Annotated in this window: 19 protein-coding genes; 6 read left to right on the top strand and 13 right to left on the bottom strand. The window is 70.5% G+C overall.

Annotated features, from left to right (window positions below):
* Positions 1-35: 35 nt before the first annotated feature.
* Both D455_RS30275 and D455_RS0112845 read right to left on the bottom strand, forming a co-directional pair.
* A complete protein-coding gene (locus D455_RS30275) occupies positions 36-1,697 on the bottom strand; it encodes a serine/threonine-protein kinase (protein ID WP_051064632.1) in 1,662 nt (553 codons plus the stop codon).
* Positions 1,698-1,856: 159 nt separating this feature from the next.
* A complete protein-coding gene (locus tag D455_RS0112845; protein ID WP_017571130.1) occupies positions 1,857-2,630 on the bottom strand; it encodes an SDR family NAD(P)-dependent oxidoreductase in 774 nt (257 codons plus the stop codon).
* Positions 2,631-3,095: 465 nt separating this feature from the next.
* Between D455_RS0112845 and D455_RS0112840 the strand changes: the two genes are divergently transcribed.
* Positions 3,096-3,338, top strand: a complete 243-nt coding sequence (locus tag D455_RS0112840; protein WP_017571129.1) for a hypothetical protein — start codon at positions 3,096-3,098, stop codon at positions 3,336-3,338.
* Positions 3,339-3,450: 112 nt separating this feature from the next.
* On the opposite strand, the gene D455_RS0112835 is transcribed toward D455_RS0112840, so the two are convergent.
* From D455_RS0112835 to D455_RS0112820, 4 genes are all read right to left on the bottom strand, one after another.
* The gene (locus D455_RS0112835; RefSeq protein ID WP_017571128.1) at positions 3,451-4,368 is read right to left on the bottom strand and encodes a carbohydrate ABC transporter permease; all 918 of its coding nucleotides are present in this window, start codon (positions 4,366-4,368) and stop codon (positions 3,451-3,453) included.
* Entirely contained in the window at positions 4,365-5,336 is a 972-nt protein-coding gene (locus D455_RS0112830) for a carbohydrate ABC transporter permease (RefSeq protein ID WP_017571127.1), read from the bottom strand. Before D455_RS0112830 ends, D455_RS0112835 begins: the two co-directional genes overlap by 4 nt.
* Entirely contained in the window at positions 5,333-6,715 is a 1,383-nt protein-coding gene (locus D455_RS0112825) for an ABC transporter substrate-binding protein (RefSeq protein ID WP_040684826.1), read from the bottom strand. Before D455_RS0112825 ends, D455_RS0112830 begins: the two co-directional genes overlap by 4 nt.
* Before the next feature lie 356 nt (positions 6,716-7,071).
* Positions 7,072-9,528, bottom strand: a complete 2,457-nt coding sequence (locus D455_RS0112820; RefSeq protein ID WP_026122579.1) for a beta-glucosidase family protein — start codon at positions 9,526-9,528, stop codon at positions 7,072-7,074.
* Between the two features lie 160 nt (positions 9,529-9,688).
* Here D455_RS0112820 and D455_RS0112815 point away from each other — a divergent pair, with 160 nt between their 5' ends.
* Complete coding sequence (locus D455_RS0112815) at positions 9,689-10,339, top strand: TetR/AcrR family transcriptional regulator (protein ID WP_026122578.1); 651 nt, start codon at positions 9,689-9,691, stop codon at positions 10,337-10,339.
* 123 nt (positions 10,340-10,462) lie between these two features.
* Here the strand turns inward: D455_RS0112815 and D455_RS0112810 are convergent, their stop codons facing one another.
* Positions 10,463-11,764 (bottom strand): L,D-transpeptidase, encoded by a 1,302-nt coding sequence (locus tag D455_RS0112810; RefSeq protein ID WP_026122577.1) that lies wholly within the window; start codon positions 11,762-11,764, stop codon positions 10,463-10,465.
* 307 nt (positions 11,765-12,071) lie between these two features.
* Here D455_RS0112810 and D455_RS0112805 point away from each other — a divergent pair, with 307 nt between their 5' ends.
* Positions 12,072-12,392 (top strand): DMT family transporter, encoded by a 321-nt coding sequence (locus D455_RS0112805; RefSeq protein WP_017571121.1) that lies wholly within the window; start codon positions 12,072-12,074, stop codon positions 12,390-12,392.
* Positions 12,393-12,403: 11 nt separating this feature from the next.
* Positions 12,404-13,006: a TetR/AcrR family transcriptional regulator gene (locus tag D455_RS0112800; protein ID WP_017571120.1), complete on the top strand. Its 603-nt coding sequence runs from the start codon at positions 12,404-12,406 to the stop codon at positions 13,004-13,006.
* On the opposite strand, the gene D455_RS0112795 is transcribed toward D455_RS0112800, so the two are convergent.
* Positions 12,945-13,757, bottom strand: a complete 813-nt coding sequence (locus D455_RS0112795) for a helix-turn-helix transcriptional regulator (RefSeq protein ID WP_241480240.1) — start codon at positions 13,755-13,757, stop codon at positions 12,945-12,947. The two genes, D455_RS0112800 and D455_RS0112795, sit on opposite strands and share 62 nt — an antisense overlap.
* 244 nt (positions 13,758-14,001) lie before the next feature.
* Between D455_RS0112795 and D455_RS0112790 the strand changes: the two genes are divergently transcribed.
* Positions 14,002-14,553, top strand: a complete 552-nt coding sequence (locus D455_RS0112790) for a TIGR03086 family metal-binding protein (protein ID WP_017571118.1) — start codon at positions 14,002-14,004, stop codon at positions 14,551-14,553.
* Between the two features lie 203 nt (positions 14,554-14,756).
* Here D455_RS0112790 and dacB read toward each other — a convergent pair whose 3' ends face one another.
* Positions 14,757-16,376, bottom strand: coding sequence for a D-alanyl-D-alanine carboxypeptidase/D-alanyl-D-alanine endopeptidase (dacB, locus tag D455_RS0112785; RefSeq protein ID WP_017571117.1), 1,620 nt, complete (start codon positions 16,374-16,376; stop codon positions 14,757-14,759).
* A 490-nt stretch (positions 16,377-16,866) separates the two neighbouring features.
* On the opposite strand from dacB, the gene D455_RS0112780 reads away from it, so the two are divergent.
* Positions 16,867-18,039, top strand: a complete 1,173-nt coding sequence (locus D455_RS0112780; RefSeq protein ID WP_152487054.1) for an RNA-guided endonuclease InsQ/TnpB family protein — start codon at positions 16,867-16,869, stop codon at positions 18,037-18,039.
* A gap of 71 nt (positions 18,040-18,110) precedes the next feature.
* Here the strand turns inward: D455_RS0112780 and D455_RS0112775 are convergent, their stop codons facing one another.
* The 4 genes from D455_RS0112775 to D455_RS0112760 form a co-directional block, all read right to left on the bottom strand.
* Positions 18,111-20,342 (bottom strand): ABC transporter ATP-binding protein, encoded by a 2,232-nt coding sequence (locus D455_RS0112775; protein WP_017571115.1) that lies wholly within the window; start codon positions 20,340-20,342, stop codon positions 18,111-18,113.
* The gene (locus D455_RS0112770) at positions 20,339-21,259 is read right to left on the bottom strand and encodes an ABC transporter permease (protein ID WP_017571114.1); all 921 of its coding nucleotides are present in this window, start codon (positions 21,257-21,259) and stop codon (positions 20,339-20,341) included. The genes D455_RS0112775 and D455_RS0112770 overlap by 4 nt, the downstream gene beginning before the upstream one ends.
* Complete coding sequence (locus D455_RS0112765; protein ID WP_017571113.1) at positions 21,252-22,262, bottom strand: ABC transporter permease; 1,011 nt, start codon at positions 22,260-22,262, stop codon at positions 21,252-21,254. The genes D455_RS0112770 and D455_RS0112765 overlap by 8 nt, the downstream gene beginning before the upstream one ends.
* 83 nt (positions 22,263-22,345) lie before the next feature.
* On the bottom strand, positions 22,346-24,043 hold the full coding sequence (locus D455_RS0112760) for an ABC transporter family substrate-binding protein (RefSeq protein ID WP_017571112.1): 1,698 nt from the start codon (positions 24,041-24,043) through the stop codon (positions 22,346-22,348).
* Between the last annotated feature and the right edge of the window lie 453 nt (positions 24,044-24,496).

Genomic DNA, 24,496 nt, shown 5'->3' with positions numbered 1-24,496 from the left:
AGCCGTGTGCCGAGGCGGCCGCCGGTGACGGGCCGTCAGATCTCGTGGGGCTCGCAGACGCGGACGTGGGCGGTGTCGCGCGTGCGGGCGCCGGGCAGCCATCCGGTGACGCCGCCGCCTGTGGTCACCAGGTACATGGTGCTGGTGCTCATCCCGCTCTCGTCCGTGACGGTGGTGCCGTTCGTGACCCGGCACGTCGCCTGGAGGGCGTCATTGTGCCAGACCGTGCCCGCACGGTTCCCACTCGCGGCGTAGGGGGCGTAGGGGTCGCGGACCAGCCGCAGGCCGCACTCCGGCGCGCGCGAGGCCTGGCAGGGCCCGTCGGCGTTGAACACGGTCAACGGCACCGTCGGCGGCGGTTGTGGGGCCTCGGTCTCGGGTTCGGCCTCGGGTTCGGGTTCGTCCGAGGGCTCCTCGGAGGGCTCCTCCGACGGCTCCTCACTGGGCTCCTCACTGGGCTCCTCACTGGGCTCCTCGGAGGGTTCCTCCGACGGCTCCTCACTGGGCTCCTCGGTGGAGACCGGTCCCGGGACGCGGTGCTCCTCCGCCGGTTGCTCCTGGGCGGGTTCCTGTGGCTCCTCCTCGGTCGTGAACCACGCGGCCATGGGCAGGCTCTCCCAGTTCTGGCCGAGGGCGACACCGCCCGCGATGAGCCCCGCCAGCAGGACCAGGGACCCCAGCGCGGCACCGGTGCGGGCCAGGACCCGTCCCGTGCCCCGGCCTCTCTCCGCCACGGGGATCTCGTACTCGCGCTCGGATCCCGTCCGTACGCCGTGCCAGTCGCGGTCCAGCACACCGGCGGTGACCGCCGCCGCCGATCCGACGTCGTGGACCGGTGCGATGGCCCGTCCCGGAGAGGCGGCCTGGACCACGCCGTGCACCAGTTCCAGCGCGGTGGGGCGGTCCGCCGCCTGCTTGCTCAGCGCGCGCAGCGCCAGGTCGGCCAGGGGGCCGGAGAAGCCCTCGACGTCCGCGGGGACGTTCAGCACCCGGTGCGCCACCGCCGCCGCGTTCCCCGCGCCGAACGGCGGGCGCCCCGTCGCCGCGTACACCACCAGCGCACCCCACGCGAACACGTCGTCGGAGGTCGAGACCGGCTCGCCGCGGTAGTGCTCGGGGCTGATCCACCCCGGCGACCCGCTCAGCATCCCGGTGCGGGTGATGGCGGTCTGGTCGATCGCCCGCGCCACCCCGAAGTCCAGGACCCGCGGACCCTCCGGCGACAGGACGATGTTCGAGGGTTTGAGGTCGCGGTGCGCGATCCCCGCCTCGTGGATCTGGGACAGCGCCTCGGCCACCCCCACCGCGAGGCCGCGCAGCAGTTCCTCTCCCAGCGGACCGTGCTTGCGCAGGTAGTCGCTCAGCGTCATGCCGCGCACGAGCGGGGTCGCCAGCCACGGGCGGGCGGCCTCGGTGTCGGCGTTGAGCAGCGGCACGGCACAGGCGCCGCCCACACGGCCCAGCAGTTCCACCTCGCGCGCGAAACGCGCACGGAAGTCGCCGGCCGACGCGTACTCGGGGTGGATCAGTTTGACGGCCACCAGCTGACCGCCCTCGTCCCGGGCCGCGTACACGAGACCCATCCCGCCCGCTCCCAGCCGTTTGAGCAGCCGGTAGGGGCCGATCCGGAGCGGGTCATCCGGAGTCAGGTCGGTGACGGTCGTGGGAAGGGTGGCGGTGAAGGTGGCTGTGGACACTTGAGGGGAACCTCGCTCATTCGGGGCGGGGCGGCGTGAAAGGGGAGCACGCAGGGAGCAGAAGGTGCACTTCGAGGGTAATCGAGTCGCCCCCTTCAGAACGCCCCGACCGCCGTCGCCGAAACCCGGTCGGTGACGGCGGCCCGGTGGACGCGCCCCTCAGCGGCCCATGTACGCGCCGCCGTTGACCTGGACGATCTGCCCGGTGACGTGCCGTGCCCCGGGAGAGGCGAGCCAGGCGATCGCGTCGGCGACGTCCTCCGGAGCTCCCGCGCGGCCGGTGACGGTCTGGCCGACCAGGCGCTCGTGGCGTTCGTCGGTCATCGTGCCGCCGAAGAACCCGGTGTCGGAGACGTAGCCGGGCGCCACGGCGTTCACGGTGCATCCGCTCGGGCCCAGTTCGCCCGCGAGGGAGAAGGTCCAGCCGTGCAGGGCGGCCTTGACCGCCGAGTAGGAAGCGCCGCCACCGCGCAGCGCGGCGATCGAGCTGACGTTGACGATCCGGCCGCCGTCGACCCGGAGGTGGGGGCGCAGCGCCTGGGTGAGCAGTACGGCGGTGAGCACGTTCGCCGACCACGCGTCCGTCCAGCCCGCCGCCGTCCCCGCCAGGTCGGAGCCGGGTGCCGGACGCAGGCCGCCGGCGTTGTTGACGAGCACGTCCACGCCGCCGAGGCGCTCGGCGAGGTCCGGGGCGGCGGCGCCCACGGCCTCGGGGTCGGTCAGGTCGAGTGCCGCGTGGTGGGCCGCGTCCGGCCCGTGCGCGGCGCGGATCTCCCCCGCCACCGCGGCGAGGAGTTCCCCGCGTCGGCCCACCAGGCCGACGCGGTGTCCTCGGGCGGCCAACGCCAGGGCGGTGGCCCTGCCGATGCCGGTACCGCCGCCGGAGACGACGGCGGTACGGGGGCGGGTGGCACGGGGGTGGGTGATTGCCACGTCGACTCGCTATCTCTCATGGAAACACGAACGGCGATCACACTGCGGTGAGGAGGCGGCCGGGTGCAAGAGGTTTTCACGGCCCCCGACTTCCGCAGTGAATCAAACGAATCGTGTGCTATGTGGCGGTAACAAGCCCTTTTTCCGAATCGGAGTCCGTGATCACCGTCGGATCACCGGGATTTCATCCGCCCCATGCCTGATTCCGGCCTCGATCCGCCCCGGACAGGAGTAGAGTCCATGAACGCGGACAGCACGGTGCCCCGGCACCCGCACCCGTTCCCCGGAGCACTCCGGGTCTCGGCACTCCCGCCGCCGCCCTTCGGACACTCACGCGGCTGACCACGCACGTTCCGCCGCACGTTCCGGGAAACCGATCCCCCACGCGCACCCACCGGTGCCGAGCGCGTTCCGGGAAACGCACCGTCCTTCCCTCCAGGACGAACCACACTCCAGGGACTTCCCATGGCCTATTACCGCATCCAGTTGCGCGACGGCTCCTCCCACACCCTCCAGGCGGTGCGCATGCGTACCGACGCACGCAGCCTCTACCTGGAGGAGCGCGCCGCCGGGGCGTGGAACGAGGTGTTCTCGAACCCGCTCACGGAGGTGGAGCGCGTCCAGCGCCGCTTCACCGAGAACGACGGCACGTGGACCTGGCTGAACGAGCGCCTGCCCGCCCCCGTCGGCGGCGTCCGGGCCTGGTGACGCGTCCGGGCCGGGCGGAACGGCGGGAGGGGTCCCGTTCCCCTGGAGGAACGGGCTTCTCCGGAAGCGGCGGGACCCCCGAAGGGCTCGGACGGGGTCCCGCCGACGCGGGTCAACCCTTGACGGCGCCCGCGGTCATCCCTCCGCGCCAGTAGCGCTGGAGGACGATGATGGCGATGACCAGGGGGATGACCGACAGCATGGAGCCCGTCACCACCCGCATGTACATCTCGATGTCACGGCCCTGGTAGGACTGCCAGGTCACCAGACCCAGGGTGATCGGGTACAGGTCCTCGTCGGCGAGCATCACCAGCGGCAGGAAGTAGTTGTTCCAGATGCCGACCATCTGGAACAGGAACACCGTCACCAGCGCGGGGGCCATCATGCGCAGCCCCAGCGTGAGGAAGACGCGCCCCTCGCCCGCGCCCTCCAGCCGGGCCGACTCGACGATGGAGTCGGGCACCGAGGCGTCGGCGTAGATCCGGCACAGGTAGAGCCCGAACGGGGAGATGAGGCTGGGCAGCAGGACCGCCCAGTAGGTGTTGGCCAGGCCGATCTGGCTGAACAGCAGGTACAGCGGCAGGGCGGTGGCGGCGGCCGGAACGAGCACCCCGCCCAGGACCATGCCGAAGACCAGCTCGCGGCCCCGGAACCGGTACTTGGCCAGGGCGTACCCGGCGGCCGCCGCCAGCAGGGTGGCCAGCAGGGCGCCGAACACCGAGTACACGAGGCTGTTGAGGGTCCAGCGCCAGAAGATACCGCCGTTGTGGGTGAGGACCTCGCCGATGTTCGAGAACAGGACGAACTCCTCGCCCGGCCCGAAGCCGAACGAGTCGAACAGGTCCGAGGTGGTCTTGGTCGCGGCCACGAACACCCAGTACACGGGTACCAGGAAGTAGACGGCGGCGACGGCGAGGATCGCGGTGACCAGGATCCTGGACCGGGTGGGGGCACCGGTCGCGGTGCCCCGGCCCGTGGTGCGGCGCCGCGCGGACGCCGCGCCGCCCTTCCTGACGTCGGTCGTGGTCATCGCTGCCGGTCCTTCCTGTTGACCAACCAGAGGAACCCGAACGAGAGCACGAACGCCGTCAGGGCCACGATGACCGACTGCGCCGCCGCCACGTTGTAGTCGTTGTCGGTGAACGCGGAGTTGTACGCCGCCATGTTCGGCGTGTACGCGGAGTCGATGTTCACCGTGAACGCCGCCAGGATCTGCGGCTCGGCGAACAGCTGGAGGGTGCCGATGATCGAGAAGATGGTGGTCAGCACCAGGGCGGGGCGGATCAGCGGCAGTTGGACGTGCCAGGCGGTCTGGATCGGTCCGGCGCCGTCGATGCGCGCCGACTCGTACAGTTCGCCCGGGATCGTCTTGAGCTGCGCGACGAGGATCAGCATGTTGTAGCCGACGAACAGCCACGTGATGATGTTGGCGATGGACCACAGCACCGCGTCGGGTCCGAGCAGGTCGGGTTCCAGGCCCACCGTCCCGGCCACGTCCACGATCGGGGACAGGCCCGGGACGTAGAGGAAGCCCCACAGCAGCGAGGCCACCACGCCGGGGACGCCGTAGGGCATGAAGTACAGGGCGCGGAAGAAACCGGGCCACTTCGCCGAGGCCGACTCCAGGAGCAGGGCCAGCACCAGCGCCAGGCCGAGCATGACCGGCACCTGGACGACGCCGAACAGCAGCACGCGGCCGATGGAGTCGACGAACGTCTCCTGTCCCAGGGCGCGGGCGTAGTTGGCGAACCCGGCGAAGACGGTCTCCCGTCCCTCCTCACCGAAGAGGCCGTGCCTCCGGACCTGGATGAGGCTCTGGTAGACCGCGTACAGGATCGGGAGAACGAAGCACAGGACGAACAGGGCCAGGAACGGCCCGACGAAGCCCCAGGGGACGAGGGCTCCGCTCCGAAGACGGCGACGGGGCCGTGCGGGGGCGGTGACGGGCGCTCCGTTCCGCGGACCCGTCCCGGGTGCGCTGCGCGCGGTGGCGGTCATGACACGCTCCTCACCGACAGGCCCTTGTCGCGGATGTCGGCGACGGTGTTCTCCTGCGCGGTGGCCAGGGCGTCCACGAAGGAGGTGCCCTCGGCGACGGCGGAGCGGAACGCGTCACCGATGTGGTTCTTGGTGCTGGACAGGGTCGGTCCCCACTCCCAGTCGGCGGGGATGTACCGGGTGGTCTCGGCGATGACGTCGGTGTGGTTCTGGCCGGAGAAGTAGGGGTCGGGCCCCTGGTTGCGGACCGAGTTCGTGTTGAGCTCCTCCGAGGCCGCCCAGCCGATGCCGCACTCGGTGATCATGGCGTCCACCGCCCGCTGGTCGGTGCTGAGCCAGTTGGCGAACAGCACCGCCTCGTGGGGGTGGGGCGCCCCGGTGAGCACGGCCGAGGCCGATCCTCCCCAGGTGCCCTCGCGCCGTTCCCCGTCGCCCCACCGGGGCATGCTGGCGACCTTCCACCGGCCGGGGTTGTCGGGGTCGTTGCCCCTGATGATGGCGTCGCCCCAGCTGCCGACCGTCCAGGTGCCGATGGTGCCCTGCTGGAGGCCCTGGAACCAGCCGGTGGACCACACGGCGTGGGTGAGGTTGAGGACCCCCTCGCGGACCAGGCCCTCCCAGAACTCGGCCACCCGCACCGAGGCGTCGTCGACGAGGTTGACCGACCACTCACCGCCCTCGGTGCCGAACCAGCGGGCTCCGGCCTGCATGCACATGGCCGCGAGCCAGTCCGCGTCGCCGACGGGGAAGGACTCGATGAAGGAGCCGTCCCCGGCCGCCGCCACGCGGCGGGCCGCCTCGGCGTACTCCTCCCAGGTGGCGGGGGCGCCGTCGATGCCCCAGTCCTCGTACCTGTCGGCGCGGTAGAAGTAGGTCATCGGCCCGGAGTCCACGGGGACGCCGTACTGGCCGTCGATGTAGGAGGCCTGGAGCCACTGCCACTCGTCGTAGCGGTCGGCGTACTCCAGCGCGCCGTAGCGGCTGAGGTCCTCCAGCCCGTTCTCCAGCAGGAACGAGGGGATCTGGAAGAACTCCACCTGGGCCAGGTCGGGCTGGTTGCCCGCGATCAGGGAGTTGAACATCTTGGCGTAGCCGCCGTCGAGCCCGCCGGGGATGGTCACGGCCCGCACCTGGATGTCGGGGTGCTCGGCGTTCCAGATGTCGGCCACGGCCTGGAGGTTCGGCCACCAGGTCCAGTACGTGAGCGTGATCTTCTCGCCGGGTTCCTTGGGCGGGACGATCGGCCGGTCCCGCGCTGGTCCGACGGTGGCGGCGCATCCGCCGAGCGCCGCGACGGAGCCGAGCGCCGACGCCGTCAGCCCCGCGCGGAGCAGCCCGCGCCGGGACACTCCGGCCGGTGGGGGCAGGGGAACTTTCATGCTGCTTCCTCGTGCGACCTTCTGTGGGGGGACGGGGGGACTTTCGGACGCCCACGGGGTTCTGGATGGGCTGGAGGTGAGACGACAGATACCGCGGCCGCAGGCCGTCCGTTGGGGGTGGTGGCGGGAGACGGAGAGGAAAGACTGCGCGTAGCGTCCGTTGAGGGTGGTGGCGGGTGACAGAGAGGAAAGACTGCGCGTAGCGTCCGTTGAGGGTGGTGGCGGGTGACAGAGAGGAAAGACTGCGCGTAGCGTCCGTTGAGGGTGGTGGCGGGTGACGGGTGGGAACGAGCCGTCCCACCGGAGGCGCCGAGGGTTCCCGTTCCTCGGGCGTCCGAACAGGGAGGGAACACGGTCTAGCGCACGGGGAGGGAGAGCCGGTGCGCGATGGCGCGGCTGGAGGAGCCGACCGCGAGGCGGTAGACCCCCTCCGGCGTGTGCCACGAGTGCGTGTCGGGGTCCCAGACCGCGAGGGCGCGCGGCGGGACGTCGAGGTGGACGGTGGTCTTCGTTCCGGGGGCGGCCCTCACGGAGGCGAACGCGGCCAGGGCCCGGACCGGACGCGTGGTCCCCGCGCCGTCGGCGGGGGGTTCCACGTAGACCTGCACCACGTGGTGCCCCGGCCGTGCGCCGGTGTTGGTGAGTGTGGCGGTGACGCGGACGGGACCGGTGAGCAGGCCGCCGTCGCGCTCGGGAGGGGTGCCGTCGAGTGAGGCGCCGGTGATCTCCCAGTCGGTGTAGCCGAGTCCGAAGCCGAAGGGGCGGTGGGGCTCGCGGCCGTCCCGGTCGTAGGCGCGGTAACCGACGAACACGCCCTCGTCGTAGGTGATGACCCCGTCCTTGGGCCGGGTGTCCATGACGGGGACGTCGGCGTGGTCGCGGGGCAGGGTCCAGGGCAGGCGACCGGTCGGTTCGGACCTGCCGGTGAGCGTGTCCGCGAGGGCGTGGCCGTACTCGTGGCCGCCGAACCAGGACCACAGGACGGCGGGGACCTCGTCGAGCCAGGGCAGCAGCACGGGAGCGCCCGCGTTGACCACGACGGCGGTACGCGGGTTGGCGGCGGCGACGCGCCGGACGAGTTCGTCCTGCCGTCCGGGCAGGGTGAGGGTGGGCCGGTCGTAGCCCTCGGACTCGACCTCGTCGTTGGTGCCGACCACCACGACCGCGACGTCGGCCTCCTCAGCCGTGCGGACGGCCTCGGCGATCTCCTCCTCCGGGGAGGGACCGGGAGGCAGGTGGCGCAGCTGGGAGATGACGCCGCGGCCGAAACCGCCGAAGTCGGCGACCTCCAGGTCGATCCGGACGCGGACGGTGCGGGGCGTGTCGACCTCGATCTCGGTGCGGGGGCCGTCGGGGTGGCTGTGCCGGGATTCCAGGATCTCGGCGTCGGAGGCGGTCCGGCCGCCCTCGGCGAGGATCTCGCCGTCGACGCGGACGGTGTGGCGGCCGACCACACCGACCTCGACCCGGTGGGTCCCGGGTTCGGTGAGGTGGAGTTCGGCGGTGACGACGGCGCTGGCCGCGCTCGGGTCGTCGACGTCGACGTGGAAGGCGGTGCGGTCGAGCGCGCGGGTGCCGAGGGGGTCGCCGGAGGCGTCGAACAGGGTCAGGTCCAGGCTGGTGACGAGGTCGCGTGAGGCCGCGGGCAGGAGCCGCCGCGGGTCTCCCCCGCGCACGACGGTGAGCTCGACGTCGTCGGGCAGGGCCGCGCGGAGCCCTTCGGCGGGGCTGACCAGGTACTTGGAGTTGACGTGGGCGCTGCCGCCGCCCTGGGTGTAGGCGTCCACGGCGTTCGGTCCGATGAGCGCGATCCGGCGCACGCCGTCGACGGACAGGGGCAGCAGGCCGCCCTCGTTGCGGAGCAGGACGTGGCCGCGTGAGCCGATCTCGCGCAGGACCACACGCTCGTCCTCGCCGTCGACGGCGGGCGAGGTGTCGCGGTCGAGCTTGCCGACCCGGGAGGCCAGGCGCAGGAGGCGCACGACCTTGTCGTCGACGACCGACTCGGGGACCTCGCCGGAGCGGACGGCCGCCAGGAGGGCGTCGTCCTCGGCCCAGGGTCCGTGCGGGCCGGGCATGACCAGGTCGAGCCCGGCGTTGGCGGCGGGCGCGGTGCTGCGCGCGGCGGTCCAGTCGCTGACCACCACGCCGTCGAAGCCGAGTTCCTCCTTGAGCAGTCCGGTGAGCAGGCGGCGGTGGTCGGTCATGCTGCGGGACTCCACGCCGTCGTCCACGCCGTTGTAGGCGGCCATGACCGTCCAGGCCCCGGCGTCCAGGGCGGCCTCGAAGGGCGGCAGGTAGACCTCGCGCAGGGTGCGCTCGTCGATGCGGGCGTGGTAGCTGGTGCGCTCACGCTCGGTCTCGTTGCCGATGAAGTGCTTGGGACAGGTGCCCACGCCCTCGCCCTGGACGGCGCGCACGAAGGCCGCGCCGAGTGTGCCGGTGAGGACGGGGTCCTCGGAGAGGCATTCGAAGTGGCGCCCGCCGACGGGTGAGCGGTGGAGGTTGAGGACGGGGGCGAGGACGACGTCGACGTCCTTGCGGCGGGCCTCGGCGGCGAAGAAGCGGCCGGCGCGCTCCATCAGGTCGGTGTCCCATGCTGCGGCGACCGCGGTGGGACTGGGGGTGCTGGCCGAGTGCTCCAGCTGGGTGACCTCGGTGCCGCGTACCCCGGCGGGGCCGTCGGAGACGGTGACCGGTAGCAGCCCGGCCTCGGGGCTCCCGTGCAGGGTCCACCCGGTACGCCCGGTCAGCAGGCGCACCTTGTCCTCCAGTGGGAGCCGGGCGACGCGGGTGTGAAGGTCTGAAGTCATGGGCCCCTGGTCCTGTGACGTACGTCTCCTGGAGTCGAACCATACTTACTTAATATTCATTAAGCAAGAGTGGACGGGAACCTGGATACCGTGGACGGTGGGCCCCGACCCCCGCATGGGCCCGGAGTACCCGGCGGGGTACAGGAAGTGGAGAGCCAGAATGAGCGAGACGACCCCAGCGCCGGACACCCGGCCCTCCCCCGGCGCCGAGGACCCGCCTCCTCGGAAACGGGTGAACCGACGCGAACAGATCCTGCGCACGGCCGCCGACGTGTTCGCCTCGCAGGGCTTCCACAACACCTCGCTGGCCGACATCGCGGCGATGCTCGACATCACCCCGGCCGGGGTCCTGCACCATTTCGGCTCCAAGACGGACCTGCTCACCGCGGTCCTGGAGCTGCGCGACGACACCGACCCGGCGCCGGAGGGCAGCCGGATGCTGGACCACCTGGTGGCGACCGCCGAGCGCAACGCGGCGCGCCCGGGGACCACGCAGCTGTACGCGGTGCTGTCGGCGGAGAGCGCGACCGACGAGCATCCGGCGCAGGACTGGTTCCGGGACCGCTACGTGGTGCTGCGCCGGGAGATCGGGGAGGCCGTGCTGGACCGGCTCGCGCCGGAGCACCGCGAGGCGGCGGGCACGCCGGGGCCCGACGGCCGCACCCCGGCGGAGGCAGCGGCGGCGGCGATCATCGCCGTCATGGACGGCCTCCAGGTGCAGTGGCTCCTGGATTCCGGATCCGTCGACATGGCCGCGGTGACCGAACTGGTCATCGACTCCGTCGTGGCCCGGCTGTCCCGGGAGGGCTGAGGAGGACGCGGCGCCCGCGCGGTCGTGGGCGTGGGCGTGCGACACGAAGGGGGCGGCGGGAACCGTGTGGTTCCCGCCGCCCCCTTCGTCAGCGCCAGAGGCGGAGTTCCGAAAGCGCGTCCCTCACTGCTCGCCGTGGACGGCCCCCGGGGTGCCGGAGCCGTCGGTGACCTGCGGCTCACCGGTCGCGCTGTTGGACAGCCACTCGTCCCAGGAGCGCTGCCAGAAGCCCCAGCCGTTGTTCCACTCGAACTCGCGGTCGGTGCCCGTGGTCTCCAGGACGTCACCCATCAGGGTGTTCTCGAAGAACCAGCGGGCGTCGTCCATGCGCAGGTTGGTGCAGCCGTTGGAGGTGTTGGCCGAACCGATGGAGCCGTTGTAGGAGGCCTCGTGCACGAACTCGCCGCTGTTGGAGGTACGGACCGCGTACATCACGTCCACGTTGTAGGAGCCGGGCGAGCCCTCGGGGATGCCCACGGTGGAGGAGTCCATGGTGAGGTGCTCGTAGCGCTCCATCAGCACGTGGACACCGCTGCTCGTGGTGTCGAAGCGGCGGCTGGCCTGACCGTTGCTCACCGGGATGGTGCGCTCCTGCGCGCCGTCGATGGTGATGACCATCTCGTGGTCGGGCACGTGCATGGTCGCGACCAGCTCACGACCGACCTCGAACTCGAGCTGGTGGTCGCTCACGCCGTAGACGCCCTCGGAGGCCTCGACCCCCGCGAGGTGCATGTCGACGGTGACGGACTGGTGGGGCTCCCAGTACTCCTTGGGACGGAACACGGCGGTCTTGTCGCTCGTCCAGTTCCAGGCGCCCTCGATGCCCTGCTCGGAGACGACCTCCATGGAGTTCTCGACCTGAGCCTTGTTGGTCACCGGCAGGTCGAAGTTGATGACGATCGGCATGCCCACACCCACGGTCTGACCGCTGGTGGGGAAGTTGGACGCCAGCTCCAGGCGCTGGCCGGGGGTCGCCGCCAGGGTGGTGAACTCGTGGACGAGCTCGGTCGTCTCACCGGCCTCGTTCTCGGCGGTCGCGGTGACCACGATCTCCGAGCCGGGGTGCAGGGTCCAGTCGCTGGTCCACTCGGTCCCCTCCCCGTTGAGGGTGCCGGTCATGGCGAGGGGGTCGCCCTCCTCCTCGCCCTCCGCGGCGGCGGCCTCGTTGACGGAGGCCTGCTCCACCTGGACGTCGGTGATGACGCCGCCCTCGGCGGTAACGCGGACGGGGGAGTTCGGCTCGACCTCCTCGGCACCGTCGCCCGGGGTGATGGCCAGCTCCACGGGCTCCGCGTCCGCCGCGGTGCCCGTGCCGCCGCCCTGTGTCTCAGCCTCACCCGACGTGCAGGCCGTGGCTGCCAGCGCCAGTGCGGCCAGTGCGATGCCGAACCGACGCGCCATCGCCGGAGGTGTTCTGCCCGTCACGTCTGGTTACCTCCATGTCATGCCTCGAAAAGCGGTCTGTACAAGTAGGACGCGCATACACCGAAAAGGTTCTGGGGTCGCCCGTATCGGTTATAGAGCGGTTATACCGGCGCGGAACGCGGGGGACGCCGGAACCGATGACGATACACCCCGGGGGTACGCCTCGATTCCTTCCGGGTATGAGGTTACGGCCATCCATAACCCTTCCTGGACACCGGCTCACCCCTCTCCTAGAATATGGAGCAAGTGACCAGGTTTCTCCGGAGGAAAACCTGGTCAAACGCCCAGCTTTCTCCGGGAGGACACTGTGCCATGGCTCTGGCTGAGCGGAGCGATCATCGCCGAGGTCATCGGCACCACCTCGCTCAAGTTCTCCGAGGGCTTCACCCGCCTGTTCCCCTCGGCCGTCGTCGTCCTCGGCTACGTCGGGGCCTTCTACATGCTCAGTCAGGCCCTGAAGGGCATGGACCTCGGTGTGGCCTACGGCGTGTGGGCGGCCGTGGGCGTCGCCCTGGTCGCGGTGGTCGGCGTCGTGCTCTTCGGTGAGACGCTCACCTGGGTCCAGGTGGGCGGGATCGCCCTGGTCATCGCCGGGGTGGTCGCCCTGGAGATGGGCGGCCGGCACTGAGGGGGAACGGCATGCGCGACACCGACGTGGAGACGATCAGCGACGGCCGCAGGCGCAAGGGAGAACGGCGCCGCCGACGACTCCTGGACGCCACCATGCGCGTCATCGAACGCGACGGCGTGGCCGCGGTCAGCCAACGGCGCGTGGCCACCGAGGCCGGGGTCCCGCCCAGCGCGGTGACCTACTACTACGCGACCGTCGACGACCTGCTCGTGGACACCCTCACCCGGGTCAACGACACCTACGTGGCCGCCCTGGCGTCCCTGCCCGACGACCCGGACGCGGCCCTGCGCGCCTTCGCCAGGATGATCGCGGTGGGATCGGGCCCCGAACGGGCCCACGTGATGGCCGAGTGCGAACTGTTCCTGCTCGCCGCGCGCCGTCCGGCCATGCGCCCGCAGGTCGAGCGCTGGAACCGTGCCGTGGACGCCTTCCTCGTCCCCCACCTACCCCGCCCCGACGACCGCGTGGGCGCGGGTGCCGCCATCGACGGCCTGTTCATGCGATGCTGCGCCGATCCCCGGCTGACGGCCGACGACGTGTACCGGGCGCTCAGCCGCCTGGTGTCGCGCGAGCCGCGTAGCGCGCGGGCGGAGTCCCCAGCACGGCGGTGAACTCCCTCGTCAGGTGTGACTGGTCGCTGAACCCCAGTTCGGCGGCCAGACGCCCCCAGTCGGGCGGCGCACCCCTCCTGGCGCGCTCCGCGGCCTCGTAGAGCCGGTACCTGCGGATGACCGCCTTGGGGCTCAGGCCGACGTGGTCGGCGAAGCGGCGTTGGAGCAGGCGCACGCTCACCCCCTCACGCTCGGCGAGCCCCGACACGTTGACCACCGAGGGGTCGGCGGCCACCCGTTCCACGACGTCGCGGGTGTCCTCCACCGGGTGGCGGTGGGCGTACAGCAGCCCGGACAGGGCGTGGTCGACCTCCGCCATCAGCGGGCCGGGATCCCGCGGGGCCGCCTCCCCGAACACACCGGTCCCGCCGAACACCTCCGAGGCGGGGAGCCCCGTGTCCACGATCGTGTTCACCGGTCGGCCGAGGAACGGACGGAACCCGGCGGGGCGGAACATCACCCCGAGCGCCCAACCCTCGCCCTCCAGCAGGCGCGGGGTCACCTTCGTGGTGGGGCCGTGCACCGTGGCGGACCCTCCGGTGAACACGAGGTTCACCACCGGGTGGGCGAGGACCCTCTGGGTGTACGCCTCGTGGCCGGACAGGTTCCACGAGGCCACCCAGTAACGGTCCACGAAACGGGCGACACGCTCCGACGGCGCGTGGCGGTCCAGGCGGAACCGGGACAACCCGGTCCCCGGGTCCAGGATGCCGCGCGTGTCCCCCTCCAGTCCCACGGAGTACGGTCTCACGACTCCAGCCTAAAGTCTCGAACACCTGTACTGGATGTCGCGTTTCTTCAAGACGGGGGCCCGGCCACGGACGGAGGATGGCGGTGCACCGCGAGCGAACCGAGGGGACGCCCGACGGCCGCGCCGGGCCTTCCGGACGACCGGTCACCGCGGGCCGCCGGATCAGCCGACCATCGGCCCCGCCCGGCCCCGCGGAACGCCGGGACCCTGGTTCCAGACGCACACGACCCTGAGGACACCGACCATGAGTGACATCTCCGCGCGCTACGCCCGCCTGTCCGAGGACTTCGCCGGGACGGTGGCGGCCGTCCCCGCCGACCGCTGGTCGGCCGCGTCCCCCTGCGAGGGATGGGACGCCCGGGGCGTGGTCCGCCACGTGGTCGACACCCAAGGGATGTTCCTCGGGCTGGTCGGCCGCGAGCTGGGCGACGTCCCGTCCGTGGACGAGGACCCCCGCGCCGCATGGGACGCCGCACGCTCGGTGGTCCGGGCCGACCTGGACGACCCCGACCGCGCGAACACGGAGTTCGACGGTTTCTTCGGCCGCACCACCTTCGCCGAGGCCGTGGACCGGTTCCTCAGCTTCGACCTGGTCGTGCACCGCTGGGACCTGGCTCGCGCCACCGGCCAGGACGAGCGCCTGGACCCCGACGACGTGCGGTGGGCGCACGAGGCCACCGCGGCCTTCGGGCCCCATCTGCGCGGCGACGGCGTCTGCGGCGCGGAGCTCACCCCGCCCGAGGGCGCCGACGCCCAGACCCGGCTGCTCGCCTTCCTGGGCCGCCGCGCCTGGTAGGGGCGGGGCGGTACACGGGCCCGCCCCATGAGCGTTCGCTCCCGCCGCTCCTCGCCCGGATACCCACGGCCGGACGCCCGCGACCCGTCCCGGGGGAGGACGTCCGGGCCCCTGAAGACGCGCGGGGCCGCGGAGACGGATCCCCGCGGCCCCGGGTCCCAGGCTCCGACCTCAGCGGTCGGGCGGGCCGATCCGACGGCGGATCAGCACGTCAGCTCCCAGGAGCACTCCAGCTCCCCGCCGCCCCGTGGCGCCGAGCTCAGCGACCGGACGCCCTCACGGACTCCGTGCCCCAGGTACTCGGCCAGCCTGACGGCGATCGCGTCCTGCACCGCACGGGGTGCCGGACCGCTGTGGCCGTTGTTGACGACGCTGAACGCCAGCTGGCCGCCGTCCGGTGCGTCCACGTACCCGGACAGCGCGCTGACCCCGGTCATGGTGCCGGTCTTGGCCTCCACGACGCCCTCGGCGGCGGTGCCCTCCATCCGGTACCTCAGGGTGCCCCCGACGAACGGATCGCTCACGCCCGCCACCGGCAGCGAGGCCGTCCAGATCCCGTGCCAGGGAGCGTCGCGCGTGCTCACGAGCAGGTCGATGACCGTGTCGGCGGTGACGAGGTTGCCCCGGGACAGACCGGAACCGTCGTTGAGGACGAGGTCGGAGGTGTCCACCCCCAGCCGGACCAGGGAGTCCTCCACCCCGGCGAGTCCGGCCGCCCAGCTCCCCTCGTCCGCGACCTCGCGGCCGATGCTCTTCACGAGCATCTCGGCGTGCGCGTTGTTGCTGAACTTCATGAACGGGACGAGGATCTCCTCCAGCTCGGAGGACTCGTGGTCGGCCAGCACCCTGGTCCGGCCCCCGGGCGCCCCACCGAGCGCGGAGTCCCCCTTCACCGTGACGCCGTGCCGCTCCAGCGCCTGCTCGAACAGGTGCCCGGCCAGCCCCGCGGGCTCGTGCACGGTGCGCAGGACGGTCACCGGGGCGCCACCCGCCGGGATCGAGCCGCTCACCGTGATGGTGTTGGTGCCGAGCGTCCTGTCGACGACGAGGGTGCCGTCGCTTCCGGGCTCCCCGGTGAGGGACCGGTTGTCCAACTCGGCGTAGCCCTCGGCCGCGCCGAGGTCCACGTGGGCGGGCTCGCCCGCGTCGGCCGGGGTGACCACGACCTCCGTCACACCGGTGTCGTAGCGCTCCCCGTGGGCGACCGTGAGGGCGGAGACCTGCGCGGAGTACGCGTAGGGCTCGTCCTCGGGCCACCAGTCGTCCACGAGGCGCTGGGAGTCGAACCAGGTGTCGTCGGCGTACACGTCACCCCGCACGAGCCTGACGCCGGAGGCGGCCACGTCGGCGGCCATCGCGTCCAGGTCCTCCACGGTCAGGGTGGGGTCGCCGCCGCCCACCAGGTACAGGTCCTCCACGGAGCGCCGGTGCCCGGGGCGGCCCTCCACCACGACCTCGGTGGAGAAGGTGTGGTCGGCGCCCAGCACGTCCAGTGCCGCCGCCGCGGTGAACAGCTTCATGTTGGACGCGGGCAGCAGCCGTTCGCCGCCGTCGCGCGAGTACAGGACCTCGCCGGTGTCGGGATCGGTGACGACCACCCCGGACACCGCGCCCTCCAGGGACGAGTGCTCCAGGAGGGTGTCGATGTCCACGCGCAGGTCGGCCAGGCGCTCCTCGGCCGACACCGCGTCGGCGTGGGCCGGGGACGCGCCCAGCGGCGCCGCCAGGAGAACGGGGACCACGGCGAGCGCGGCGGCCCGGACGGCGCCGCGCGGCTTCGGGACGCGAGGTCGCGGGGGATCGCAGGGAAGGGCGGGGATCATCACTGTGTGTCTCCTACCGCTCACGGACAGAACACCGCACACTAACCCACGCCGGACCACGGCGCCAGGACCCCGGGCGCGGGTCGTCGTCGGGGGAACCGCGCGGCGGCGCTCCGGCCCAGGTGGCGCGCGGAGGGCCCGCGTTCGGCGCCCGGTGGCCGGTTCCGGCCCCGACACGGCGAACGGGCCGGCGCCGGGGCGACACCCCCGGCACCGGCCCGTCGCGGTCACCGCTCCGTCCCGGCCGTGTCCTCCGGGACCCCGACCGGTGTCCCGGACGTCCTTCGACACGGGAGCGGCGTGGACGTCCGGGTCGCCCGGGCTCAGGCCCCGTTCACGTAACGGCCGCGGGTGGAGAACAGCTTTGTTTTGGCGAGGACCCCGGGGCTTCAGACCCGGGAGGAATCGCCGCTCAGACCACACCGCATCACTGGTGATGTGGGCCACCTTGAACTGGTGTGGCTGCGGTCTGTCACTGGTCGGGTGCACGATGGTGAGCGTGTCCAAGATCGTGGTGCGGCTCAAGCTCGCGCCGTCGCCCGAACAGGCGGTGGTGCTGACCTCGACGCTGCGCGATCTCAACACCCACGCCACCTGGGTAGCGCGCGTGGCCCACGAACAGGGTGTGTTCCGCAACTACGACCTGCGCAAACACACCTACCAGCAGCTACGCGAAGCCGGAGTGGGCTCACAAGCCGCCCAGCACACCATCAAGAAGGTGTGCGATGCCTACCGCACCCGCCGCGCCAACCTGAACAACGGCAACTACGGCCCCAAGGGATCAGCGCGCCACACGCGGATCGAGTCCATCCCGATCACCTTCCGCCCCACCTCGGCGCATCCCTATGACCAGCGCAACCTGTCCTTGGCCCTGGAGGCGCGCACGATCTCACTGTGGACCTTCCAGGGCCGATTGAAAGGCGTGCCGTTCACCGGGTCGCCCGACCAACTCAAAGCCTTGGCAGAGCACAAGCGCGGCAAGGCCGACCTGCTGTGCCGCGACGGCGTCTGGTTCCTGGCCGTGACCGTCGAGGTGCCCGACGCCCCCGAGATCGAACCCGAGGGGTTTGTGGGGGTGGACCTGGGGATCGCCAACATCGCCACCACCAGTGACGGGCAGGTCATGGCCGGGCGGAAACTCAACCGGTACCGCCGCCGACAACTAAGGCTGCGTCAGAAGTTGCAGGCCAAGGGCACCCGGTCCGCCAAACGCTTACTCAAGAAGCGCCGCCGCAAAGAGGCGCGGCACGCCAAGGACACCAACCATCGGATTTCGAAACGCATCGTGGCCGTGGCTGAACGCACCGGGCGCGGGATCTCCCTGGAAGACCTGAGGGGAATTCGCGGCCGGGTACGGCAACGCAGGCCCCAACGGGTCACGCTGCACTCCTGGTCCTTCGCCCAACTGGGTGCGTTCATCGTCTACAAGGCTCGCCGTGCGGGTGTGCCGGTGGTGTTCGTCGATCCGGCCCACACCTCACAGACCTGCGCGGATTGTAACCATGTGGACCGGCGGAACCGGGTCGATCAAGCTACCTTCATTTGCCGGAGCTGCTGTGTCGTTGCGCACGCGGACCGGAACGCTTCCCGCAATATCGCCCGTCGTGGTGCTGTTGTGTGGGATGCGGGGCGGCGGTCACACGTCCCACCCGACCACCCCTAGCGGAGTGGTCGGGTCAGACGCGGTGGGCCCCCTCACACCCAGCGAGGCGGCCCAACTGCGAGCTCGGTCGTTCACGAACGAGAAGCTGACAACAGCTCCATCACCTTGGAGTAATGGCAGGCGTCACGGTGCCCGGATCCCCGGTCGATCAGCTCCGGGGGCTCCTCCACGCACTTGGTGCGCTCGCTCTCCGACAGCTCGTCGGCGAACTTCGGGCACCGGGTCCGGAACCGGCAGCCCGACGGCGGGTCGGCCGGGCTGGGCACGTCGCCGGTGACGACGATCCGCTCCCGGGTCCGCTCCTTGACCGGGTCCGGCAGCGGGATGGCCGAGATCAGCGCCTGCGTGTACGGATGCGAGGGCGCCCTGAACAGCTCCTCCGTCGTCCCCGTCTCCACGATCTTGCCGAGGTACATCACGGCCACCCGGTCGGCGATGTGCTTGACCACCGACAGGTCGTGCGAGACGAACATGTACGACAGGCCCAGCTCCTCCTGGAGGTCCTCCAGAAGGTTGATCACGCCCGCCTGGATGGACACGTCCAGGGCCGAGACCGGCTCGTCCAGGAGGAGCACCTTGGGGTTGAGCGCCAGCGCCCGGGCGATGCCGATGCGCTGCCGCTGACCGCCCGAAAACTCGTGCGGGTAGCGCGAGCCGTGTTCGGAGCTGAGGCCCACCAGGTCCAGCAACTCCTTGACCCGCCCCTTGGCATCGCTGTTGCTCCGGCCGTGGATCCGCATCGGCTCGGCGATGATGTCCGAGACCGTCATGCGCGGGTCCAGGGAGGCGAACGGGTCCTGGAAGACCAGCTGGAGGTCGCGGCGCAGCGGCCGCATCTGGCGCGGGGACAGCGTGTGCAGCGGCTGCCCCATGTAGCTGACCTCGCCCGACGTCTGCTTGATCAGCTGGAGGATCAGGCGTGCGGTGGTGGACTTGCCGCAGCCGGACTCGCCGACCAGGGCGAGGGTCTCCTTCTCGCGCAGGTCCAGGGAGATCCCGGAGACCGCCTGCACCTCGCCGACCTTCCGCTTGAGGAGGCCCTTCGAGCGGATGGGGAAGTTCTTCACCAGGTCCTTGACGGTCAGGATGGTCTCCCGCTCCCGACCGCTCTCCTCCGTGGAACCGGTGTCGGAGTCGCTGATCTCGTCGAGGGCCTCCTCTGCCCGCTCCTCGGCCGCGTCCAGCTTCACCACGGTGTCGGCCTGCACCGACGTGGCCCGGAAGAGGTCCTCCGGAGCGGTCTCCCCCAACTGGTCGCTGAAGTGGCAGGCCGCGGTGTGCGCGGAGGTGTCCTCCACCGGCACGCGGACCCGTTCCCCGTTCTCGTCCGTCGCGAGCAGGCGGGGTTCCTTCTCGTGGCAGACGTCCCGCGCCATCGGGCAGCGCGGCGAGAACGCGCAACCGGTGGGCAGCGCGAGCAGGGAGGGCGGGGTCCCCAGGATGGGAGTGAGCCGCTCGCCGCGGTCCTCGTCCAGCCGGGGCAGCGATCCCAGCAGGCCGAGGGCGTAGGGCATCCGCGGACGGTAGAAGACGTCCTCCACGGGACCCATCTCCACCATGCGGCCGCCGTACATCACGCCGACCCTGTCGACGTGTCCGGCCACCACGCCCAGGTCGTGGGTGATCAGCACCAGCGCGGCGCCGGTCTCCTTCCTGGCCGCCTCCAGGGCCTCCAGGACCTGGGCCTGGACGGTCACGTCGAGTGCCGTGGTCGGCTCGTCGGCGATGATGACGTCCGGCTCGTTGGCCATCGCGATCGCGATCACCACGCGCTGGCGCATACCGCCCGACAGCTCGTGCGGGTACTGCTTGATCCGCTGCTCCGGGTGGGGGATGCCCACCAGCTTCAGCAGGTCCAGCGCGCGGTCCATCGCGGCCTTCTTGCCCACCTTGTGGTGGGCGAGTACGGCCTCGGCGATCTGGTAGCCGACGGTGTAGACGGGGTTGAGCGAGGTCAGCGGGTCCTGGAAGATCATCGCGATCCGGTTGCCGCGGATCCTGCTGATCTTCTCGTCCCTGAGGCCGACGACCTCCTGGCCCAGGACCCTGGCGGATCCCTCGACGCGGGCGTTCTTGGGCAGCAGCCCCATGATCGCCATGGAGGTCACGGACTTGCCCGAGCCGGACTCGCCCACGATCCCCAGCGCCTCGCCCCGGCGCAGGACGTAGGAGACCTCGCGCACCGCGGGCAGCGGCCCGTCGTCGGAGGGGAAGGTCACGCTGAGGTCGCGGACCTCCAGGACCACGTCGTCGGTTCCCCTCGGGGTGGTCCCCTCGTTGCTCTTCTGGTCAGTCGTGGTCATCGCCGCACCATGGTCTGTCGTGGGTCGAGGGCGTCGCGGAGCCCGTCGCCGATGAAGTTGATCGTCAGGCAGATCGCCAGCAGCATCAGGCCCGGCGGGTAGAACAGCCAGGGCCGCGTGGAGACCGCCGTGCGCGCGTCACTGATCATCTGGCCGAGCGAGATGTCGGGCGGCTGGATGCCGAACTGGAGGAAGGACATGCCCGCCTCCAGCAGGATCGCCACGGCGATCAGCAGGGTGGCCGCGACGATGATCGGCCCGGCGGCGTTGGGCAGCAGGTGGCGCACGATGATCCAGCCCGGCGAGGCGCCCGCCGCCTTCGCCGCCTCCACGTAGTCCTGCTCACGCAGGGACAGGACCACGCCGCGCACCACACGGGCGATCTGCGCCCACGAGAAGAACGCGATGATGAGGGCCACCGCGTACCAGGTGGTTCCGGCCCGTGCGTTGCCCGCGATCGCGGCGACCATGATCAGCAGCGGCACGATCAGGAACACGTCGACGACGCGCATCATGAGCGCGTCGACGCGCCCCCCGTAGTAGCCCGCGGTGGCTCCCCACAGGGAACCGACGACGGTGCCCAGCACCGACACCGTGAGCGCGACCTTGAGCGTCTGCTGGGTGCCGCGCATGAGCTGGCCCAGGACGTCGTGGCCCGCGGTGGTGGTACCGAGCGGGTGGTCGGCGTTGGGCGGCACGCTCGGCGGGATCTCCAGGTGGACGGTGTGGTCCCACCGCCAGACGAACGGACCGACGAAGGTGAACAGCACGATGACGACCAGGGCGACCAGGCTGACCATGGCGGCCCTGTGCCGGGCGAACCGGGACACGATCATCTGGAGCTGGGTGCGCTCGGCACCTCCCACGCTCTCGGCGTCGGTGCTCCGCGGCGCCACGGGCGCCTTCTTCTCACTCATAGCGAATCCTCGGGTCGAGCACGCCGTACAGGATGTCGGCGACGAGGTTGGCCAGGATGACCACGACACCGCTGAGCAGCAGCCACGCCATCAGGGCGTAGGAGTCGTTCTCGTTGACCGCGGTGACGAAGAACTCGCCCAGGCCGCGCCACTGGAAGACCTGTTCGGTCAGGACCGTGCCGTCGACGACGCCGGCGATACCGACGGCGACCACCGTGGTCAGCGGGATGAGGGCCGTGCGTAGCGCGTGGCGGCGGACGACGACGCGGTTGGGCAGGCCCTTGGCCCGGGCCAGGCGGACGTAGTCGCTGTTGAGCACCTCCAGCATGGAGGTCCGCTGGTACCTGCTCCACGACGCGAAGCTGGTCAGCATCAACACGATCGTGGGCAGGGTCATGTAGGCGAAGGCGTTGGTGATCCTGCCCCACAGGTCCTCGCCCTGTGCCTGGTACAGCCCGTCGCCGATCGTGGCGAAGACCTGTGTCCCCACGAGGTCGTTGAAGGTGACCCCCGCCTGCTGCATGATGCCGCCGAACCAGAAGACGGGCATCGACAGGGCCAGGAAGCCGATGAAGGTGAGCGTGTAGTCGATCTTGGAGTACTGGCGCATCGCGCTGACGACGCCGGCCAGGATGGCCAGGCCCAGCGCGAGGAGCATCGCCGCGCCCACCAGGCGCAGGGTGACCCCCAGGCGCTCGGCGATCTGGGCGCCGATGTCGTAGCTGTTGCTCTGCGTGGAGGGACCGAACTCGCCCTGGAGCAGTCCGATGTCCCCGTTGCCGCCGATACCGGTCACCCAGAGCCAGTAGCGCTCGGGCATGGACCGGTCGAGGTAGAGCCGTTCCTCCTGGAGTTCGATGACCGAGGGGTCGGGGGGCGGCTGCTGCATCCTGAGCTCCGAGAGGGGATCACCGGAGACGTCGATCAGGACGAACGTGAGCACGGACGCGAGGATCAGGACGGGTATCGTGCCCAGGACGCGCCGCACCGTGTAAACGAGCATGGGTGTGATCCTTCAGGGGTGGACGAGGACCGGCCCGGTCCCGGGGAGGATATCCCGGAACCGGGCCATGTACCTGGGCCGAACTACTCGGCGAGGTCCCACTCACCGATGTTGTAAGTGGCTCGGTAGCTGGACTGGAGGTTGTCCTCGACGTTGGCGAGCCGGTCACTCGCGAAGAAGTAGTTGGGCTCGGCCATGATCGGCAGCACGTAGGCGTGCGGGACGACGGCCTCCACCGCGGCGTTGGCGTGCTCGGCCGCCTCGTCCAGGCTGGTGGCCGTGGCCGTGGCCTCGGCGTGCTCGTCCACCTCGTCGTCGGCGAAGCCGCCGAAGTTGCTGGTGCTCTCGGAGTGCCAGAACTGCTCGGGGCTGGAGGCGAAGTACTGGCTGCCGCTCCAGCCGAACTGGACGATGTCGAAGTCCTGCTCCGAGGTCATCGCGCCCAGGTCGTCGGTCATCTCGATGTTGGTCTGGACGCCGATCTCGGCGAGCTGCGCCTGGATCAGCTGGAGGGAGTTGCTCCGGGTGACGGTGTCGGTGCTGCGCAGGCGGAACGGCCCGACCTGTTCGCCGTCGAGCATGAGGGTGTCGCCCTCCAGCTCGTAGCCGGCGTCCTCCAGGATCTGCATGGCGGCCTCGACGTCACCGCTGCCCTGGCCGGTGTCGGAGATGTGGTCCTCGAAGTACTCGCTCGCGCTGCCGAAGATGTGGTTGTTCTTCAGCTCGTACTCGGGGTAGGTGGCGCCGAAGTTGCGGTTGGCGATCTCGTCGCGGTTGATCGCGGTGAAGATGGCCCTGCGCAGTTCGACGTCGGAGAGCCACTCGTTCTCGACGTTGATGTCGACGTGCTCCCAGATGTTGCCCTCGCCGATCTCGAGGGTCGCGTTCTGGATGTCCTGGAGCTGGGTGACGATGTCCGCGCTGTACTGGGCGGGGTTGGCGCCGTCGATCTCGCCGTTCTGGAACGCCGGGATGAAGGTGCCCTCGTCCGTGTTGTACGGCATGATGATGCGGTCGAGCCCGGGCTCGGTCTCACCGAACCACTCGGGGTTGGGCTCCTTGACGACCTGGTTCTCGAGGTCGCCGTCCACGATCTGGTACGGGCCGCCGGACCACTCGGGGCGGGTCTCGTGCAGCCAGGCGTAGTACTCGCCCAGCTGCGCGGGGTCGTCGACGTCCCAGCCGTTCTCCTCCGCCAGGTGCGCCGGGTAGAAGCCGCCCGCCACGCTGTGCGCGTCGAACATGCCCCGCCACTCGGGGTTGGCCAGGCCCTCCTTGAGGGTGAAGGTGGCGGTCTTGCCGTCGACCTCGACGCTCTCGACCATGTCCGCGCCGGTGGTGCCGCGGGAGTCACAGGTGTCGCAGTAGCCCTCGCTGGGGGACGCGGACATCATCATGGTGACCCGCAGGTCCTCACCGGTCATGGGGGTGCCGTCATTCCACACGGCGTCCTCGGCGAGGGTGAAACTGAACTGGAAGGGACCCTCGTCGAGGTTGTCGTTGATGAGGGTGGGCTCCTCGGCGAGGACGTCCATGTTGTACTCGTACGTCGCGTCGGGCTGGTACTGCCCGGTGTAGGGGACGATGCCGGAGAGCATCTGGATCACGTAGACGCTGCCCCCGGCGCTACTGATGGCGCCCCAAGCCGCGGGAAGGCTGTTGATCACCCATGTGACCTCTTCCTCCGCCGGTTCGCCACCGCCGCCGCCACATGCGGACAGCGCCATCACGGCGGAGGTTCCCGCCGCGGCGAGCGCGAGCGTCTTCCTTCGTTTGTGCATCGGTTACACCCTTGATCACTAATACGAGCCGAACCTCGGGGCCACGTGGTTCGCACAAGCCCCGCAGAACTTAGGCGATTAGTCGATCAGAAGACCATTGAGCGAAATGTCTGTATAGCCCTACTGCCGGATTCGTGACCCATCCGCAACCGGTTCGCGTTCATCGCCCCGGGCGGCCGACCACATACCCCCACCCCCTGGCGACACGAACGTCACCGCAGGTCAGAACCCGATCCTAGGGCACAGAGCAACTCCCCTCGATTCGGACAAGCCAGAAATAGGTTGCGGGCGATTTGTTGCCGTCAACAACGTTTAAGGTAAAGTAAACGTCGTTTAACTACACTTTTATCCCGGGTGACTACACAGAGAGAAACGGACAAAACACCACAAAACACTCATATAACCCAGAAGGCCGCCCCATGGGCACTCAGTCTCACCACATCCGCCTCCAGA

It is taken from the genome of Nocardiopsis halotolerans DSM 44410 (genome assembly GCF_000341065.1).
Lineage (GTDB): Bacteria > Actinomycetota > Actinomycetes > Streptosporangiales > Streptosporangiaceae > Nocardiopsis > Nocardiopsis halotolerans.
Note: the sequence above shows the minus strand (reverse complement) of the source record. Positions and strands in the feature narration are given on the sequence as shown.

Bases quoted from the DNA above. Each gene is read 5' to 3' on its own strand.
- D455_RS0112800 (WP_017571120.1), top strand. From the start codon at position 12,404: ATGCGCGACACCGACGTGGAGACGATCAGCGACGGCCGCAGGCGCAAG.
- D455_RS0112790 (WP_017571118.1), top strand. From the start codon at position 14,002: ATGAGTGACATCTCCGCGCGCTACGCCCGCCTGTCCGAGGACTTCGCC.
- D455_RS0112840 (WP_017571129.1), top strand. From the start codon at position 3,096: ATGGCCTATTACCGCATCCAGTTGCGCGACGGCTCCTCCCACACCCTC.
- D455_RS0112815 (WP_026122578.1), top strand. From the start codon at position 9,689: ATGAGCGAGACGACCCCAGCGCCGGACACCCGGCCCTCCCCCGGCGCC.
- dacB (WP_017571117.1), bottom strand. From the start codon at position 16,376: ATGATCCCCGCCCTTCCCTGCGATCCCCCGCGACCTCGCGTCCCGAAG.
- D455_RS0112765 (WP_017571113.1), bottom strand. From the start codon at position 22,262: ATGCTCGTTTACACGGTGCGGCGCGTCCTGGGCACGATACCCGTCCTG.
- D455_RS0112760 (WP_017571112.1), bottom strand. From the start codon at position 24,043: ATGCACAAACGAAGGAAGACGCTCGCGCTCGCCGCGGCGGGAACCTCC.
- D455_RS0112830 (WP_017571127.1), bottom strand. From the start codon at position 5,336: ATGACCGCCACCGCGCGCAGCGCACCCGGGACGGGTCCGCGGAACGGA.
- D455_RS0112835 (WP_017571128.1), bottom strand. From the start codon at position 4,368: ATGACCACGACCGACGTCAGGAAGGGCGGCGCGGCGTCCGCGCGGCGC.
- D455_RS0112820 (WP_026122579.1), bottom strand. From the start codon at position 9,528: ATGACTTCAGACCTTCACACCCGCGTCGCCCGGCTCCCACTGGAGGAC.
- D455_RS0112780 (WP_152487054.1), top strand. From the start codon at position 16,867: ATGGTGAGCGTGTCCAAGATCGTGGTGCGGCTCAAGCTCGCGCCGTCG.
- D455_RS0112825 (WP_040684826.1), bottom strand. From the start codon at position 6,715: ATGAAAGTTCCCCTGCCCCCACCGGCCGGAGTGTCCCGGCGCGGGCTG.
- D455_RS0112775 (WP_017571115.1), bottom strand. From the start codon at position 20,342: ATGACCACGACTGACCAGAAGAGCAACGAGGGGACCACCCCGAGGGGA.
- D455_RS0112770 (WP_017571114.1), bottom strand. From the start codon at position 21,259: ATGAGTGAGAAGAAGGCGCCCGTGGCGCCGCGGAGCACCGACGCCGAG.